The organism is Shewanella algae, assembly GCF_009183365.2.
Taxonomy (GTDB): domain Bacteria; phylum Pseudomonadota; class Gammaproteobacteria; order Enterobacterales; family Shewanellaceae; genus Shewanella; species Shewanella algae.
The window spans coordinates 572,655-588,158 of the sequence record NZ_CP068230.1; the positions used below are offsets into that span (position 1 = coordinate 572,655).

The window sequence follows — 15,504 nt, forward strand, 5'->3', positions numbered from 1 at the left end:
TAAGGCTACTTTACTACCATCACAGGGCACTTGGCCTTGTTGATAATCTCCTCGGCGACGCTGGGCAGCAGCCAATGGGCCAGCGCAGTGCGTTGATGACAGCCGATAACTATCATGCCGACATTGGCGCTCTCGGCCTCTTCGAGGATTTGGCCGGCAGTGCTGCCGCGGCGGATAAGCACCTCGAGTTGCTGCTCTGGATGCAACTGCTGCAAAAGTGCATGGATTTTCTCCGAGGCATAGGCCTGCATATGTTGTTGCAGCTGCGCCTGGGTCACGGCCACTATGCCGAAGTTCTCTTCGTGATGGGGTAGAGTGGTAATGTCTTCGCCATAGGCCTTGCTGATCACATGCAGCAGTCTCAGTTTTACTTTATAGAGCGCCGCCAACTCTATGGCATATTCTAGGGCGTGTTCGGATTCTTCAGAGAAGTCGACCGGACAGAGGATTTGTCGGGTACGCATGATGCATCTCCTTTTACTCGGCCTTGGCCACTTCTTTAAGTTTAAGCCAGCCTTGGCAAGGTACAAATTTGGCGTTCAGGGGAGATATTCGCAGGTGCCGGTTCGGCTAAAATCCCTGTCATTGAACGAATAAAGCCCCGGACGGGGCTTTATGCTTAACGGGAAACTGCCTGAGTCGCAGCCGCGGCAGAATGCCTTAGTCCACCAAGCCGTATTGTTCCTTGAGTACCCGGATGATTTCTGCCTTGGGATTATCCGAGAGAGTAATCTTGGCTCCGGTGACTTTCTCGGCAATACCTGTGTAGGTACGCGAGACATTCATCATGGCCTCCAGTGGCAGGTCGTTGTCGCGGGCCAGGGCTTCACGTTCCGGCATTCTATCCTTGTTCAACAGGATATCCGGATCCGGGAAGTGGTTGAGCAGGAACTGACGGAAGCCTTCTTTGGAGTTCTCGAGGATCTTACCGTCACGGTAGGCGCTGCCATCCCAAATACGTGAAGAGTCTGGGGTTCCCACTTCATCCATATAGATAAGCTTGGATTGGCCTTGTTTGTCAGTGACATAGCCAAATTCGAACTTGGTATCGACAAAGATCTGATCTTGCTGTGCCAGCGCCTCGGAAATGACTTCGAATCCCTGCTTGAGCAGCTTTTCGTATAGATCGATATCTTCAGGCTTTTCAAAGCCGAAGGCCTCGAAGTTGGCTTCGATATCTGCGCGACTGATGTTGACATCATCCTGCTCCGGTACCCCGGGGATCCCCTTGAGTATGCCCTTGGTCGATGGGGTGATCAGTAACTCGGGTAGCTGCTGGTCCTTTTGTAATCCTTCCGGCAGCGTGATGCCGCAAAATACCCGCTCACCCTTTTGATAGGCGCGCCACATGGAACCGGTAATATAGCGGCGAATAATGGCTTCCACCTTTATCGGGCGAGCCTTTTGCACTATCCACACGAAGGGATGGGGAATGTCGAGAATATGGCTGTCGGCCAGCCCTTTTTCCTTGAACAGGCTGAACCAGTGGTTGGAGATGGCATTGAGCGCTGCCCCTTTGCCCGGGATCCCTTTGAGGTCCTCTTCGCCGTGGAAGATGCAATCGAAGGCGGAGATACGATCCGAGATCACCATGATCGCCAGCGGAGTATCGGCGGGCACATCATAGCCCTTTTCACGGATCAATCTGGCGCTGTCGGCCTCGGTCAACCAGTAGACACTGCGCACTTTTCCGCTGTGAACCGGCTTGTCGGTGCGGATAGGCAAATCATTGTTTACGGCTAGAACGGAATCAGCAAGACTCATGACGAGTATTCCTCTGGGTGTAGGGTTTAAGGCTAAGTCCGGCAGGCGGGGTTATTGTTATCTGCCTGTTTCCGGGAGAATGCGAGCCGGCGGCGGGGCAGCAGCAAGCAGCAAAAAAGGCTGTGCTTGAGAGGTAGAGCCGCTGTGGAGTCATACAAGTATGAGATGCCGCCGACAAAAGATGGGCTATTTTACCTCAGTCGCAACCTTTTGCCACGGGGAGGCTTTGTTTACTGGAGCAAAACTCTGTTCGCGATAGAGACTAATGAGGTTGAACCCAGGGAGCTTGGGCGCTGATTCGGCATCCATGTTTCTGCTGCCTTATTATGCGCCAATGGCTTTCGGCTACACCGAGGGGAATTGGTGCAATTCTGCAATCATAGCGTTGCTTGAAATTGTTTATATACCTACAGACATACACCTATTTTCCAGGCATTGGTGGGACTGTGACCTTCTGAGCCAGGGATGTTCTCGCAGCGAGTCACAGGATCGCCTGTGCATAAGCCTGCGGCAGGCAATGAGAAACATCCGTCGCCGGAGGTCCTGCCAATACTAATTAGTAACTTTTAGCTGGAAGCTATGATAGCCGCTGTGCCAGCGGCCTAAAGTCGTGGAGCAAATGCATCCATGCACAACGGCCAGTTCGCCATCCCTGGCTCTCGCTCGAAAGCACGTTGCTACGCAACTCTCGCCAAACCACACCGGGCAAGGGGCTTTGCTTGTCCAAAGCCCCTTGCATCCCCAAAGACACCCCGACGTAGCCGAAATCCCCACTGGCTTATGAAGCAAATTGGCTACACTCAGGACTCGCCTCCTTGCTCGACCTTCGAGCCTCGACATCCCTGTCTCGGCTACGCCAATTTGCAACAACGCCAGCGGCGGCTCCGAAGGGGGAATTGGTGCAATTCTTCCCACACAGAGTTGTTTTGAGCTGCAGACATACGCCTATTTTCCAGGCATAGGCGGGACTGTGACCGTCGAAAACAAGGATGTTTTCGACGAGGCTACAGGGACGTATTCACGCCGTGTCACAGGATCGCCTGTGCATAAGCCTGCGGCAGGCAATGAGAAACATCCGTCGCCGGAGGCCCTGCCAATACTAACTTAGATACTTTTAGCTGGAAGCCATGATAGCCGCTGTGCCAGCGGCGTAAAGTCGTGGAGCTTCGCCCCACACCCGAGAAAAGGGGGCTGTATCGACTCGCCCCCTTTCCAAACCCCCAGCGACCCGCGACGCAGCGGAAAACCCCTTGTGCTTATGATGTCAATTCGCTATCGCGCCAGACGCTCATCCCTGATTCGACTGGCGCTGCTTCGGCATCCATGCCTCGCTACGCGATTGTCATCAACGCCCTGCGGCCGCTTCGAGCGGGAATTGGTGCAATTCTGTAATAATAGCGTTGCTTGAAATTGCTTATATACCCACAGACATACGCCTATTCCCCAGGCACAGGCGGAACTGTGACCGTCGAAAACAGGGACGTTTTCGTCGAGGTTACAGGGACGTATTCACGCCGTGTCACAGGATCGCCTGTGCATAAGCCTGCGGCAGGCAATGGGAGACATCAGTTGCTGGAAGTTCAATCTATGTTATTTGGCTATTTTGAGCTGAAAGCAATGCTAGCCGCTGTGCCAGCGGCCTAAAGTTGTGGTTCAAATGCCTCAATGCATAACAGCCAAGTTGCCATCTCTTGATCTCGCTCGTAAGCACGTTGCTGCGCAACTCTCTCCATGTCACAGGGGAGCAAGTGTGAGAAGGCCGCTCTCGGACATCCTGTCATTCACGGCATCCGGGCTTCCAGCATCCGCACTCTAGGTGGTGGGCAATAGCGGTTTGGCAGTAAGCCCCGCTATTGCCAAACCCTTCCTCAGTCGCGTGTCTGACCTGTTCCATTGACCAAGAATTTCTCCGTGGTCAATGACTCCAGTCCCATGGGGCCGTAGGCATGGAGCTTAGTGGTGGCGATACCGATTTCGGCACCGAGCCCAAGCTCGCTGCCGTCGCTGAAGCGCGATGAGGCGTTGACCATCACCACAGATGCATCGACCCCTTGCTGAAACTGTTGCGCCGCTTGCTGGCTTTCGGTGCAGATCACCTCGGTATGGTGGCTGCCGAAGCGGGCGATATGCTCCATGGCATCCGCCAGTGAGTCGACCTGGCGTACGGCGATTTCCAGGCTCAGGTATTCCTGGCCGAACTCATCTTCCGTCAGCACAGTGGCCTGGTCGAAGAAGGGCGCCGCCTTCTCATCGGCATTGATCTTCACCCCCTTGTCGGCCAAGGCCTGAGCGGCGATAGGCAGCCAGACTTTGGCGATATCCTTGTGTACCAACAGGCCTTCCAGGGCATTACAGACACCGGTGCGCTGGGTCTTGCCGTTGAGCAGCAGGTTGAGCGCCTTTTCCACATCGGCATCTCTGTCGACATAGAGGTGACAAACGCCTTTAAAGTGCTGGATAACCGGGATTTTAGAGTTGTCGCTGACAAAGTTGATTAGGCCTTCGCCGCCTCTTGGGATCACCAGGTCGATGTAGTCGCGCTGCTGCAACAGTTCCAGCATCAAGGCACGGTCGGGATCCGGCACCACGGATACCAGCGCGGTCGGCAGTTTGAACTCCTGCAGCACTTTGTGCAGCACTTTGGCTATCGCCAGGCTGGAGTTAAGCGCCTCTTTACCGCCCCGCAGTATTACCGCGTTGCCCGATTTGAAACACAGCGCTGCGGCATCCGCGGTCACATTGGGGCGCGCCTCATAGATCATACAGACTACCCCGAGCGGCACTCTGAGCTTGCTTATCTGAATACCGTTGGGGCGGCGGCCCAGCTCGCGGCGCTGACCCACGGGGTCATCCAGCTCGACTATGGTGTCAATGCCACTGGCCATGGCGGCGATCCGCTCTGGCGTCAGGGTCAGACGGTCGAGCATGGCTTCGCTGAGACCTGCGTTGCGGGCCGCAAGGAGATCTTCCTCGTTGGCCTTGAGAATATTGTCATTTTCAGCGAGAAGCGCCCGGGCCATCGCTTTCAGCACCTGATTTTTGGTTTGGGTATCTATGAGTGCCAGCTCCCTGGCCGCCTTGGCCGCTGAGCTTGCCAGTGTGGTTATCAGACTCATTAGGGTCCTCCTTTGTTCGTTGCGCTACTCTGGTGGCGGGCCGCTGCTATTTCTCCAGTTGCGGCGTTTTACTGAGTAGGGCGATATCTTTTTCCGAGACTATGCCGCCCAGGCTGTCGGTGAAGCTGTCGGCCAGTTCAGGGTCTTCCTGCTCGGCGATAAAACTCAGCAGGCTGCTGCTGTAGTTGCTGCGGGCCTTGGCCAGACGGGTGCCGTCGTCGCTGCGCAGCAGTATGGTATCGCCGGCGGCAAAGTTGCCTTTGACCTCAAGTACTTCATTGCTGGAAAGCTCGGCGCAATTCTTGGCGCTGTCCATCACCTCATCGGCGGCGACTATCACTTCCCCTTGAGCCCTGACAGTGTGGGTCAGCCAATGCATCCGCTCCTGCAACGGAGTTTCGGATGCCCGGAACAGGGTGCCGGGATTGCGGCCCGACAACAGGGCATTAAAGCTCTCCTCTTTGAAGCCGTTGACTATATAGGTATCAATGCCGTGGGAGCTGGCCTTTTCCGCCGCTTCTATCTTGGTGCGCATACCGCCGGTACCGACATCGCTGTGACTACCGCCGGCCATGGCATAGATGGCGGCATCGATTTTATTGACCTCGGGCAGCAGCTCGGCATCGCTGTGCAGATGCGGGTTCTTGTTGTAGAGCCCATCAATATCCGAGCAGATCACTAAGGTATCAGCGTCGGCCGCGGCTGCCACCATGGCTGACAGGTTATCGTTGTCACCCACCTTGAGTGCATCTGTGGTGACGGTATCGTTTTCGTTGAGGATCGGCAGTATGTCGTGATCCAGCAGGGTAAACACGGTTTCCCTAATCGACAGGTAACGCTCTCTGTCGCGTAGATCGCCATGGGTCAGCAGAATTTGCGCCGTGGGAAAGTCGAAAAACTTATCCCAGGTCGCCATCATCTCAGTCTGCCCGGCGGCGGCCATGGCTTTTTTCAGTACTACCTGGGCCTCAGGGCTATTGGCTTCACTGCCCGGTTTGAGCGGAAATCTGTGGGCTCCGGCGGCAATTGAGCCGGAAGAAACCAGTATGGTCTGAATGCCTTTAGCGCGGCAGCGCACAATGAATTGGGCTATGGCCAGCAGATAGCGCGAGCTACATCCCTGTCTGTCAGGGGCAATCAGGGCGCTGCCGACTTTTAAAACAATTCGTTGCCTTGGTTGCTTATTCATAACTTCCTTAACCTGTTTGAGGTGTTACTTCGAAGCGGATTGGGGATTGAAGCTAGACCCGGCGTCTGCCACCGGGTCTATAACGGGATTTGTACTATCCAGCTATCAGCCGGCCTGTTGCAGCTTTTCCCGGGTAGCGTGGAAGGTCTTCTGCACTGAGTGTGAGGGATCCTGGCTAAAGTGGCTGACCAGCACTATGGCCGTGGAGCTTATGATAAAGCCGGGAACTATCTCGTAGATCACGCTGGAGAGTGTCTTGCCATCGGGCAAGACAGGCAGCAGGATCCACAGCAGCACAGTGATGGCGCCGGTGAGGATACCGGCGACGGCACCCGAGTGGGTCATCTTCGACCAGAACAGACTGAACAGCACCAGTGGCCCGAAGGCGGCACCGAAACCGGCCCAGGCGTTACTCACCAGTGACAATATGCTGCTGTCGCTGTCCAGTGCCAGTAAAGTGGCCACGGCAGCAACGGCAAACACCCCAAGGCGACCTATGTTAACCAGCTTCTTCTCGTCTATGTCCTTGTGGAACACGGCGCGGTAGACATCCTCTGTCAGCGAACTGGATGACACCAGCAGCTGTGAGGAGATGGTGCTCATGATGGCCGCCAGAATCGCCGCCAGCAGGAAGCCACTCACCAAGGGGTGGAACAGAATTTCCGAGAACAGAATAAAGATGGTTTCCGGGTCCTGCAGCCCAGGGTGGAACTTGTTGACATAGGCGACACCGATAAGGCCTGTGGCCAGGGCGCCGAGTATGGTCACCAACATCCAGCTCATGCCTATGTTGCGGGCCGTCTTGATATCTTTCACCGAACGAATTGCCATAAAGCGCACTATGATATGTGGTTGACCGAAATAACCCAGTCCCCAGGCCATGCTGGAAACAATCGCCAGCAGGCTCATTTTCTCCACAGATTCAGATAGAGGCACTATGGTGTGATTGGCCTGCGCCATCATCTCAGTGCCATTGTTGAACTCCTGAAAAGCCACTATAGGCACCATCACCAGGGCGACAAACATAATACAGCCCTGAACAAAGTCGGTCATACTGACGGCCAGAAAGCCCCCCAATAGGGTGTAGGCCACCACCACTGAGACAGTGATCACCAGGCCAAGCTGGTAACTCAGGCCGAAGGCGGATTCAAACAGTTTGCCCCCGGCGACCAGGCCGGCAGAGGTGTAGAGAGTAAAGAAGAGTATGATCACCGCTGCAGAAATCATCCGCACCGAGCCGTTTTTCTTCTCGAAGCGCTTGCTGAAAAAGTCCGGCAGAGTCAGGGCGTCATCTGCTTCCTGGGTATAAACCCTGAGCCTGGGCGCTACCAGCAGATAGTTGAACCAAGCGCCGATAAGCAGGCCAAGCGCAATCCAGATGGTGTCGAAGCCGATAACAAACATGGCGCCCGGCAGACCCATCAGCATCCAACCACTCATATCGGAAGCGCCGGCCGACAGCGCCGTGACCTGAGGGCTGACCTGACGGCCGCCGAGAATGTAGCCCGAAATATCATCGGTAGAATTGCGATAGGCAAACAGGCCTATCGCCAGCATGACCACAAAGTAGATGGCCAAAGAGATATAACTCGAATAATCCATAGATTAGTGCCCGTTATTGCCAGTGAAGGCTTGATTGAGTTTTTGTTTGCAGAATGGGTACAGGTAGGTTGAGAGTACGAGCCAGAAACACCCTAATTGGATCAGGTGCTTGGCTTTATCTCTGAGGCTGATTTGGTAGCGTGAAAGATGACTGTCAGACTCCTGTGAGCTGTTGGCATTCATCGTGATTCTCCTTCCTTAAGTTTCATCTGAAGTTGGGCTAGTGAAAAACCACTTGAAGGCTAACCAATCTATTGATTAGTGTTCAAATGGTTTTTGTTCGAACGATATTATTCATGTTTATCAGAAAATGATCAAGTTTATATCTGAGTGGAATACTAGGTTTTAAACTGGCTGTGGAAGGTTATTTTTATATTAATCAGTTGGTTATTTTGTGGTTATTTTAGTTTTTTCAATTTTTAATATATTGCATACAATTATAAGGTAGGCGATAGGTTCTATATTTGAGCTATAACAATTTTCTGATTTGGTTCTGAAATAAACCGGAAATAATTAGGGTTTAAAATTAATTTACGATAGCGTCGGCTTCTGCCAAGCGAACCACTGCAAACCCGTGTAACCCCTGGGGCAGATCTCCAATTCCAACCCGACAAACTCCTCAAAATAGCGCTTGAACTATAGGCGTTTTTATATATGATTTATCATATATCTGTTTATCCATATATTCTCCAGATTGCTGAAGGTGCTTATTTGAGTGACCAACTGAAATTGGCAGATGTATGGCAGGCCGATCATTGGCCTTAAGGAGTGGCATTTATCATGGAACTAACCATTTTTTTCAAAGCCTTGGCCGATGAAACCCGGCTGCGCAGTCTGCTGTTGATCCTGCAGCAGGGAGAGCTTTGTGTCTGCGAGTTGACTGAGGCCCTGGCCTTGAGTCAACCGAAGATCTCCCGTCATTTGGCGCAGCTGCGAACTCAGGGGCTGCTGCAGGACAGACGCCGGGGCCAATGGGTGTTTTATCGTCTCAGCCCCGAGCTGGCACCCTGGTGCGAGCAGTTGCTGCGGGACACACTGACGGCCAACCCGGGCTTTATTGCTAATGAGCTGACTCGGCTGGAGGCCATGGCCTCGAGGCCGCAAGCTTGCTGTTGAATCCGGCCGGGATCTATCACTTGAGCACCGGAAGTTAACCGCCGGGGGACCGGAGAGGGGGATGTATGGGAACTTTTGAACGTTGGCTCAGCCTGTGGGTAGGGCTGTGTATTTTAGCTGGGATAGCGCTGGGTTATCTGGCGCCTAATGTATTTGCCGCGGTGGCGGCGCTGGAATACGCCCATGTCAATCTGGTGATCGCCGTGCTTATCTGGGTGATGATCTATCCCATGATGGTGCAAATTGACTTTTCCGCTATCAAGGATGTTGGCCGAAATCCCAAGGGATTGCTGCTGACGCTGGTGATCAACTGGTTGGTGAAGCCTTTTACCATGGCGCTGCTCGGCTGGCTCTTTTTCCGTTTTCTGTTTGCCCCTTGGGTAGAGCCGCAAACAGCGCAGGAGTATATCGCCGGGATGATCCTTCTCGGAGTCGCTCCTTGTACCGCCATGGTGTTTGTTTGGAGTCAACTGACCCGGGGCGATGCCAACTACACTCTGGTGCAGGTATCGGTCAATGATGTGATCATGATTTTTGCCTTTGCACCACTGTCGGCACTGCTGCTGGGGGTGAGCGATATTCAGGTACCATGGGAAACCTTGATTCTGTCTGTGGCTTTGTATGTGTTGCTGCCTCTATTGGCGGGGATCTGGACCCGCAAACACCTCAATAGCCGGCCAGAGGCGATTACGGCCTTGCTGTCCAGACTCAAGCCCTGGTCGATATTGGGGCTGCTGCTGACTGTGGTATTGCTGTTTGCATTGCAAGCCGAAACCATAGTGGCCCAGCCACAAAATATTGTGCTGATAGCCATTCCACTGTTACTGCAGACTTACGGTATTTTCCTGCTGACCTGGTGGTTGGCGAAGCGTTTGCGCCTGCCCCACAACATAGCCGCTCCGGCCTGCATGATAGGGGCATCCAACTTTTTCGAACTGGCGGTTGCCGTGGCTATCTCCCTCTTTGGTCTGCACTCGGGAGCGGCGCTGGCCACAGTCGTCGGGGTACTGGTGGAAGTGCCTGTGATGCTATCCCTGGTGGCGTTTGCCAATCGCCGCCGCGGTAACTGGCCAGCGGCCAATAAATTAACGGAGAACTGAGATGACAATAAAGGTGGGAATTAACGGCTTTGGCCGCATGGGACGGCTGGCCTTGAGGGCTGCCTGGGATTGGCCGGAACTCGAATTTGTGCAGATCAACGACCCTGCCGGCGATGCCGCCACCCTGGCGCACCTGTTGGAGTTTGACTCGGTTCATGGCCGTTGGTCGCACCCAGTCGAGCATGAGGGCAGTACCATAGTTATAGCCGGGCGGCGGATAGCGACCAGTCGCAATCAGGCCATTGCAGACAGCGATTGGTCTCAATGCGATCTGGTGATTGAGGCCTCGGGCAAGATGAAAACCAAGGCGCTGCTGCAGGCCTATCTTGATCAAGGGGTCAAACGAGTGGTGGTGACAGCGCCTGTGAAAGAGGACGGCGTCGCCAATCTGGTGATGGGGGTGAATCATCAGTGTTACGACCCGGCCAGGCATCCGATAGTAACAGCCGCATCCTGTACCACTAATTGTCTGGCGCCTGTGGTCAAGGTCATCCATGAGAACTTCGGTATTCGTCATGGCTCCATGACCACAATTCACGACATCACCAATACCCAGACCATATTGGATGCGCCCCATAAGGATCTGCGCCGTGCCCGCTCCTGTGGCCAGAGCCTGATCCCGACCACCACAGGCAGTGCCACCGCCATTACCCATATCTTCCCTGAGCTGAAAGGCCGCCTCAACGGCCATGCGGTCAGGGTGCCACTGGCCAACGCCTCGCTGACCGACTGTGTGTTTGAACTGGAGCAAACAGTGACAGAGCAACAGGTCAACGACTTGCTGCAACAGGCGGCCGAGACTGAGCTCAAGGGCATTCTCGGCTTCGAGTCGCGGCCGCTGGTGTCGGTGGACTACAAGACAGATCCCCGCTCCTGCATAGTGGATGGGCTGTCTACCATGGTGATCAACGGCACTCAGCTCAAACTCTACTGTTGGTATGACAACGAATGGGGCTATGCCAATCGCACCGCCGAATTGGCTCTGATGGTAGGCCGTTTGGACCGGGATGCCTGAAGGACAACACCATGGCTGAAATGAGTCCGGCGCTGCGCCAATATCTGCTGATCACCGGCAACTACTGGGCCTTTACCCTGACAGATGGTGCGCTACGCATGCTGGTGGTGCTCTATTTCTATCAGTTGGGTTACGGTGCGCTGGCCATTGCCATGCTGTTTCTCTTCTATGAGTTTTTCGGTGTGGTAACCAATCTGTTGGGCGGCTGGCTTGGCGCCCGTTTGGGGCTCAACCGCACCATGAATATCGGCCTTGGGCTGCAGATAGTGGCGCTGGCCATGCTGTTGGTGCCTCAGGCCTGGCTGACCATTCCCTGGGTAATGGCGGCCCAGGCGCTGTCGGGGATAGCCAAAGATCTCAACAAGATGAGTGCCAAGAGTGCCATCAAGACTCTGGTACCCAAGGATGCGGCTCAGGCGGGACAGACCCTGTATCGCTATGTGGCGTTGCTGACCGGTTCCAAGAACGCCCTCAAAGGAATAGGTTTCTTCCTCGGCGGCGCCCTGCTTAGCCTGCTGGGATTTGCCGGTGCCATTGCCACCATGGCCGCTGTTTTGACCTTGGTGTGGCTGAGCTCGCTGCTGTTTCTCAAGGCGGAACTGGGCCTGGCCAAGAATAAGCCCAAGTTCAGTGAGCTGTTTTCCAAAAGCCGGGCAGTGAATATTCTCTCTGCGGCCAGGCTGTTTCTGTTTGCTGCCAGGGATGTTTGGTTTGTGGTGGCCTTGCCTGTGTATCTGGCCAGCCAATTTGGCTGGGATCACTGGCAGGTGGGGGGCTTTCTGGCCGGCTGGATTATCGCCTACGGCTTGGTGCAGGCCCTGGCACCCAGGCTGACCGCCAGTACTGACGGCAAGACAGTCGGCAAGCATAAAGGCTCGGCCTTGCCGGAACGGGCGGCGGCGCTCTTCTGGTGCGGCCTGCTCACTCTGGTGCCCGCGCTTATCGCCCTTGGGCTTGGCAGCCAATACTCCCATGTCTGGCTGATCGGCGGCCTGTTGCTGTTCGGCGCCTTGTTTGCGGTGAACTCTTCGCTGCACAGTTTTCTGATTGTCAGTTATGCCCGTGAGGATGGGGTATCCCTGGATGTGGGGTTCTACTATATGGCCAACGCCGCCGGGCGCTTGCTGGGCACAGTGCTTTCCGGCGCGCTGTTTCAGTGGTGGGGGCTGGAGGCTTGTCTGTGGGTTTCCAGCGCCATGTTACTGCTGACATTGGTTATCTCCCGTGGTCTGCCGGAAGAGCATGAGGCGCAATGATCCACTGCAAAATTAGACTATAAGGGAGTGTCACTTTTTTCCATAAGGGCATAGGCTTAGGGAAGGTGCGAACAAGTCCCATGCGTGCTCTGCGTTGGCTTACAGGCCTGTATGCAAGGCGTGGTTCGCAGCAAATGGCTAGTCCTTTACAAGAAGCACAACATAGCAGACAGGTTTGTAAGCAACGCCCTTCGGGGCTTTCACAGCAACCGGCTCTCTGCGTTATCCGACTTCGACAGGCCCCGGCATGCCTTCAGTCAGATGCCTTGAACGCCAATTGCTGTGCAAGCCAGAGTGCCACGAGGACTTATTCGCACCTTCCTTAGGAAGGTGCGGCAGAGTTTTCCCGAGATTCTGGCTTAATAGCGTTGGGAGGATTATCCGCAGCTTCATTGACCGAATTGTTTCAAAGAGGGAAGTGTCATGTCCATGAGTTTGCAGTTTTGGGGCGCCACCCAAGAAGTCACAGGTTCCTGCCATCTGTTGCGGGTCAACGGCGAAAGCTTGCTGTTGGATTGTGGTCTTATTCAGGGAGGGCGGCAGGATGAACTGCGTAACCATGAAGCCTTTCCCTTTGCTCCTGAATCCCTGACTGCCGTGGTGTTGAGCCACGCTCATATTGACCATTCGGGGCGCTTGCCCTTGCTGGTGAAGCAGGGTTTTAGCGGCCCCATCTATACCCATAAGGCCACCATGGAGCTGTGCGCCATCATGCTCAAGGATGCCGCCATGCTGCAGCAGCGTGATGCCGAGCGGCAGAATCGCAAACGTGCCAAGCAAGATCTCGAGCCCATAGAGCCGCTGTTCACCGAAGAAGATGTCGAACTGGCACTGACCCGCTTTATTCCACTGGACTATGGCACCAAGCTGGATCCCATTCCCGGTGTAACCCTGTGTTTGAGTGATGCCGGCCATATTCTGGGGTCGGCGCTACTGGAGCTGTGGATCAATGATGGCAACACCCAGAAAAAACTGGTGTTCAGTGGCGATCTTGGCCGCGCCGGTATGCCGATTCTGAGAGACCCGACGCTGATCCAACAGGCCGATCTGGTGCTGATGGAAAGTACCTATGGCGACAGGTTGCACCGTAGTTGGGAGGCGACCCTGGAAGAACTCAAGGGGATCTTCGCTACAGCCATCAGTGAGAGCCGTGGCAATATCCTGATCCCTGCCTTTTCGGTTGGCCGGGCACAGGAGCTTTTGTATCTGTTTCACCTCTATGCCGGGGAGTGGGATCTGTCACGTTGGAAAATCTGCCTCGACAGCCCCATGGCCATAGAGGCCACCAAGGTGTATATCAATAACTATCCCTTGATGGACGAGGACTTCAAGCGTTTCGTGCATCAACACCCCGGGCAGCACCCGCTGCTTTCTGGGATAGAGTTTATCCAAAGTACCGAAGAGTCGATGGAACTCAACGACGTACACCAGGGGCTTATCATTATTGCCGGCAGCGGCATGTGTAACGGCGGTCGTATCCGCTGTCATCTGGAACACAACCTGTGGCGGCCCGAGTGTGACATTATCATCTGTGGTTTTCAGGCACTGGGAACCCCGGGGCGGCTGTTGGTCGATGGCGCCAGTGAGCTCACCATCAACGGTAATTCGGTGAACGTCGCCGCCAGAATTCACACAGTCGGTGGGCTGTCGGCCCATGCGGATCAGGCCGAACTGCTGCGCTGGTACCGTGAGTTTGAGGGGGCGCCGCCACTCATTCTGGTTCATGGTGAGCCGGATGCCCAGCGGCAACTCCTGAGTGTGCTGGAACATGCCGATGGCGTGCAGCCCAAGCCCAGACCCCAGGCCTCGGCCATAGCGACCGAAGGCGACAAGCTGGATCTCAGCCGTTTACCCGAACTGAGCTGGGTTGTGGGCTAAATTTTAGTGGGAAGTCATAAACTTAACTTTTCGGTTCATTCCCTATAGTAGGTCGAGCGCTATGACGTTGAATCAAAAGAGAATTAACCTTAAGTGAGACAAAGTAAAGCAATATGAGTAATACCCCGTACATTGATAATAAAAATCGTCTAGCTGATGTCATAGCCGCAATACAGGTTATGGGAACATATAAGTTTTACAAGTTGGAGTTTTCTGGTTGGGCTGATCGTATATCTGGCGATGAAAGTCAGGGAGAATATTGGAAAAGGATATTTGAGCAACATCCTGAATTTTTTCGTTTGGATCAAACTAGAACTAAGGCATCTCTTGTTTGGCGCAGGAATTATCAAAAATTATATGATATTGATAAAGAAGAAAAAATATCAAGAGAAGAGTTTCGGGGGCTATGTTCTGAAAAGAAAGCACGCATTTCAAGGAACCCTTTGAGTAACTCTGATATATCAACATTGGTAACCACTGCCATTAACCTTCACTCAAGCGAAATTGCCCATAAAAAGGAAACTCGTTGGTGGATAGCCGGAACCATGAGTCTACTAGGAGTTATTTTAGGGGTGCTCTTGAAGGCTATTATCGGTTAACTATTTTTATCTTTGCTATTAACAACAAGTAAAGACGCCCCTTGATAAAGGAGCGTTTTTACTGTTGGCGCAAACTTGGCTTTAGCCCTGGTGCTGCCAGAGGATCTCCAGCTCATCGGCTTCGCCCATGGCCGTTTCCAACAGGTTGACGAGCTCGGCATCAGCACCGCTGGCCTTGAAGGTTTCTATTTGAGTGCGGTTCAGCCAGTAATCCTGGTCGGCATCATGCTCTTCTACCAGGTTGTCGATCAGATACTGCAGCTGCTGCTCAGAGATATGGCCGATAAAAGCGCCGGTTTCTTTATTGCTGAGTTTGATCATTCTCTCTCCTTGGGTTGATGTGGCCTCAGTGGCCGGAAATCACAGCTCGCACTATATCTTGTTCAGTAAGTGCGTTGAATCCCATGTTTTGTCATAAAGCTCTCCTCATAAACGACCCCGGCCAGGGTGGCGATAGCCAGGCCAAGTACCAGTGCCAGCAGTAGAGGCTTGCAAACCCCCATGGGCACCAGCCAGATCAGCAGCAGCGCCAATACGCAGATGCCACCGCTTATGGGGTTAAACAGCAGTTCCATGCTGATATCGAAGGCACCCAAGGATTCGGCGTCCTGATAGCGTCGGAAATGGAGCAGGAAATAGAGGGCGGCGCAAAGCAAACTGACACTGGAAAATGCCAACAGCCCGCTGAGGCTGAAAGTTTCTTTGAAGTATAAAGTGGCCTGGTAACCCGCCACAGTCAGTATTGCCAGCCAGATAACAAGCAATGGCGCCAGGATAAATCCCATTACAGTCCCTTGATTAGACGTCCATGTTTACAGGTGACTGTAACCTAAAAGCATTTGCACAACAAATCGCCTGAGGGGATTTGT

The 15,504-nt window shown here is 53.9% G+C and carries 13 protein-coding genes; 6 read left to right on the forward strand and 7 right to left on the reverse strand.

The window, feature by feature from the left end; translation table 11 throughout:
- Positions 1-5: 5 nt before the first annotated feature.
- From E1N14_RS02645 to putP, 5 genes are all read right to left on the reverse strand, one after another.
- Positions 6-464, reverse strand: coding sequence for a universal stress protein (locus E1N14_RS02645; protein WP_025009299.1), 459 nt, complete (start codon positions 462-464; stop codon positions 6-8).
- A 196-nt stretch (positions 465-660) separates the two neighbouring features.
- On the reverse strand, positions 661-1,764 hold the full coding sequence (locus E1N14_RS02650; RefSeq protein ID WP_025009300.1) for a phosphoribosylaminoimidazolesuccinocarboxamide synthase: 1,104 nt from the start codon (positions 1,762-1,764) through the stop codon (positions 661-663).
- A gap of 1,868 nt (positions 1,765-3,632) precedes the next feature.
- Positions 3,633-4,880: a glutamate-5-semialdehyde dehydrogenase gene (locus E1N14_RS02655; RefSeq protein ID WP_025009301.1), complete on the reverse strand. Its 1,248-nt coding sequence runs from the start codon at positions 4,878-4,880 to the stop codon at positions 3,633-3,635.
- 46 nt (positions 4,881-4,926) lie between these two features.
- Positions 4,927-6,069 carry a glutamate 5-kinase gene (gene proB / locus E1N14_RS02660; protein ID WP_044733611.1) on the reverse strand — a complete coding sequence of 381 codons (1,143 nt, stop codon included), beginning with the start codon at positions 6,067-6,069 and terminating at the stop codon, positions 4,927-4,929.
- A gap of 105 nt (positions 6,070-6,174) precedes the next feature.
- On the reverse strand, positions 6,175-7,671 hold the full coding sequence (gene putP / locus E1N14_RS02665; RefSeq protein ID WP_025886847.1) for a sodium/proline symporter PutP: 1,497 nt from the start codon (positions 7,669-7,671) through the stop codon (positions 6,175-6,177).
- Between the two features lie 780 nt (positions 7,672-8,451).
- Between putP and E1N14_RS02670 the strand changes: the two genes are divergently transcribed.
- The 6 genes from E1N14_RS02670 to E1N14_RS02695 all read left to right on the forward strand — a co-directional run bounded on the left by E1N14_RS02670 (position 8,452) and on the right by E1N14_RS02695 (position 14,635).
- On the forward strand, positions 8,452-8,787 hold the full coding sequence (locus E1N14_RS02670; protein ID WP_025009303.1) for an ArsR/SmtB family transcription factor: 336 nt from the start codon (positions 8,452-8,454) through the stop codon (positions 8,785-8,787).
- A 65-nt stretch (positions 8,788-8,852) separates the two neighbouring features.
- Positions 8,853-9,887, forward strand: coding sequence for an ACR3 family arsenite efflux transporter (arsB, locus tag E1N14_RS02675; protein WP_062794008.1), 1,035 nt, complete (start codon positions 8,853-8,855; stop codon positions 9,885-9,887).
- A gap of 1 nt (position 9,888) precedes the next feature.
- Positions 9,889-10,902 carry an ArsJ-associated glyceraldehyde-3-phosphate dehydrogenase gene (locus tag E1N14_RS02680; protein WP_028779635.1) on the forward strand — a complete coding sequence of 338 codons (1,014 nt, stop codon included), beginning with the start codon at positions 9,889-9,891 and terminating at the stop codon, positions 10,900-10,902.
- Between the two features lie 11 nt (positions 10,903-10,913).
- A complete protein-coding gene (gene arsJ / locus E1N14_RS02685; RefSeq protein WP_025009304.1) occupies positions 10,914-12,158 on the forward strand; it encodes an organoarsenical effux MFS transporter ArsJ in 1,245 nt (414 codons plus the stop codon).
- A 423-nt stretch (positions 12,159-12,581) separates the two neighbouring features.
- The gene (locus E1N14_RS02690; RefSeq protein WP_025009305.1) at positions 12,582-14,036 is read left to right on the forward strand and encodes an MBL fold metallo-hydrolase RNA specificity domain-containing protein; all 1,455 of its coding nucleotides are present in this window, start codon (positions 12,582-12,584) and stop codon (positions 14,034-14,036) included.
- Between the two features lie 113 nt (positions 14,037-14,149).
- Positions 14,150-14,635 (forward strand): hypothetical protein, encoded by a 486-nt coding sequence (locus tag E1N14_RS02695; protein ID WP_025009306.1) that lies wholly within the window; start codon positions 14,150-14,152, stop codon positions 14,633-14,635.
- 81 nt (positions 14,636-14,716) lie between these two features.
- On the opposite strand, the gene E1N14_RS02700 is transcribed toward E1N14_RS02695, so the two are convergent.
- Together E1N14_RS02700 and E1N14_RS02705 are read right to left on the reverse strand one after the other, a co-directional pair.
- Entirely contained in the window at positions 14,717-14,956 is a 240-nt protein-coding gene (locus E1N14_RS02700; protein ID WP_025009307.1) for a hypothetical protein, read from the reverse strand.
- A gap of 62 nt (positions 14,957-15,018) precedes the next feature.
- A complete protein-coding gene (locus tag E1N14_RS02705) occupies positions 15,019-15,420 on the reverse strand; it encodes a hypothetical protein (protein WP_025009308.1) in 402 nt (133 codons plus the stop codon).
- Between the last annotated feature and the right edge of the window lie 84 nt (positions 15,421-15,504).

Excerpts from the sequence above, each read along its gene's own strand:
- E1N14_RS02645 (WP_025009299.1), bottom strand. The coding sequence starts at position 464 with ATGCGTACCCGACAAATCCTCTGTCCGGTCGACTTCTCTGAAGAATCC.
- E1N14_RS02650 (WP_025009300.1), bottom strand. The coding sequence starts at position 1,764 with ATGAGTCTTGCTGATTCCGTTCTAGCCGTAAACAATGATTTGCCTATC.
- E1N14_RS02655 (WP_025009301.1), bottom strand. The coding sequence starts at position 4,880 with ATGAGTCTGATAACCACACTGGCAAGCTCAGCGGCCAAGGCGGCCAGG.
- proB (WP_044733611.1), bottom strand. The coding sequence starts at position 6,069 with ATGAATAAGCAACCAAGGCAACGAATTGTTTTAAAAGTCGGCAGCGCC.
- putP (WP_025886847.1), bottom strand. The coding sequence starts at position 7,671 with ATGGATTATTCGAGTTATATCTCTTTGGCCATCTACTTTGTGGTCATG.
- E1N14_RS02670 (WP_025009303.1), top strand. The coding sequence starts at position 8,452 with ATGGAACTAACCATTTTTTTCAAAGCCTTGGCCGATGAAACCCGGCTG.
- arsB (WP_062794008.1), top strand. The coding sequence starts at position 8,853 with ATGGGAACTTTTGAACGTTGGCTCAGCCTGTGGGTAGGGCTGTGTATT.
- E1N14_RS02680 (WP_028779635.1), top strand. The coding sequence starts at position 9,889 with ATGACAATAAAGGTGGGAATTAACGGCTTTGGCCGCATGGGACGGCTG.
- arsJ (WP_025009304.1), top strand. The coding sequence starts at position 10,914 with ATGGCTGAAATGAGTCCGGCGCTGCGCCAATATCTGCTGATCACCGGC.
- E1N14_RS02690 (WP_025009305.1), top strand. The coding sequence starts at position 12,582 with ATGTCCATGAGTTTGCAGTTTTGGGGCGCCACCCAAGAAGTCACAGGT.
- E1N14_RS02695 (WP_025009306.1), top strand. The coding sequence starts at position 14,150 with ATGAGTAATACCCCGTACATTGATAATAAAAATCGTCTAGCTGATGTC.
- E1N14_RS02700 (WP_025009307.1), bottom strand. The coding sequence starts at position 14,956 with ATGATCAAACTCAGCAATAAAGAAACCGGCGCTTTTATCGGCCATATC.
- E1N14_RS02705 (WP_025009308.1), bottom strand. The coding sequence starts at position 15,420 with ATGGGATTTATCCTGGCGCCATTGCTTGTTATCTGGCTGGCAATACTG.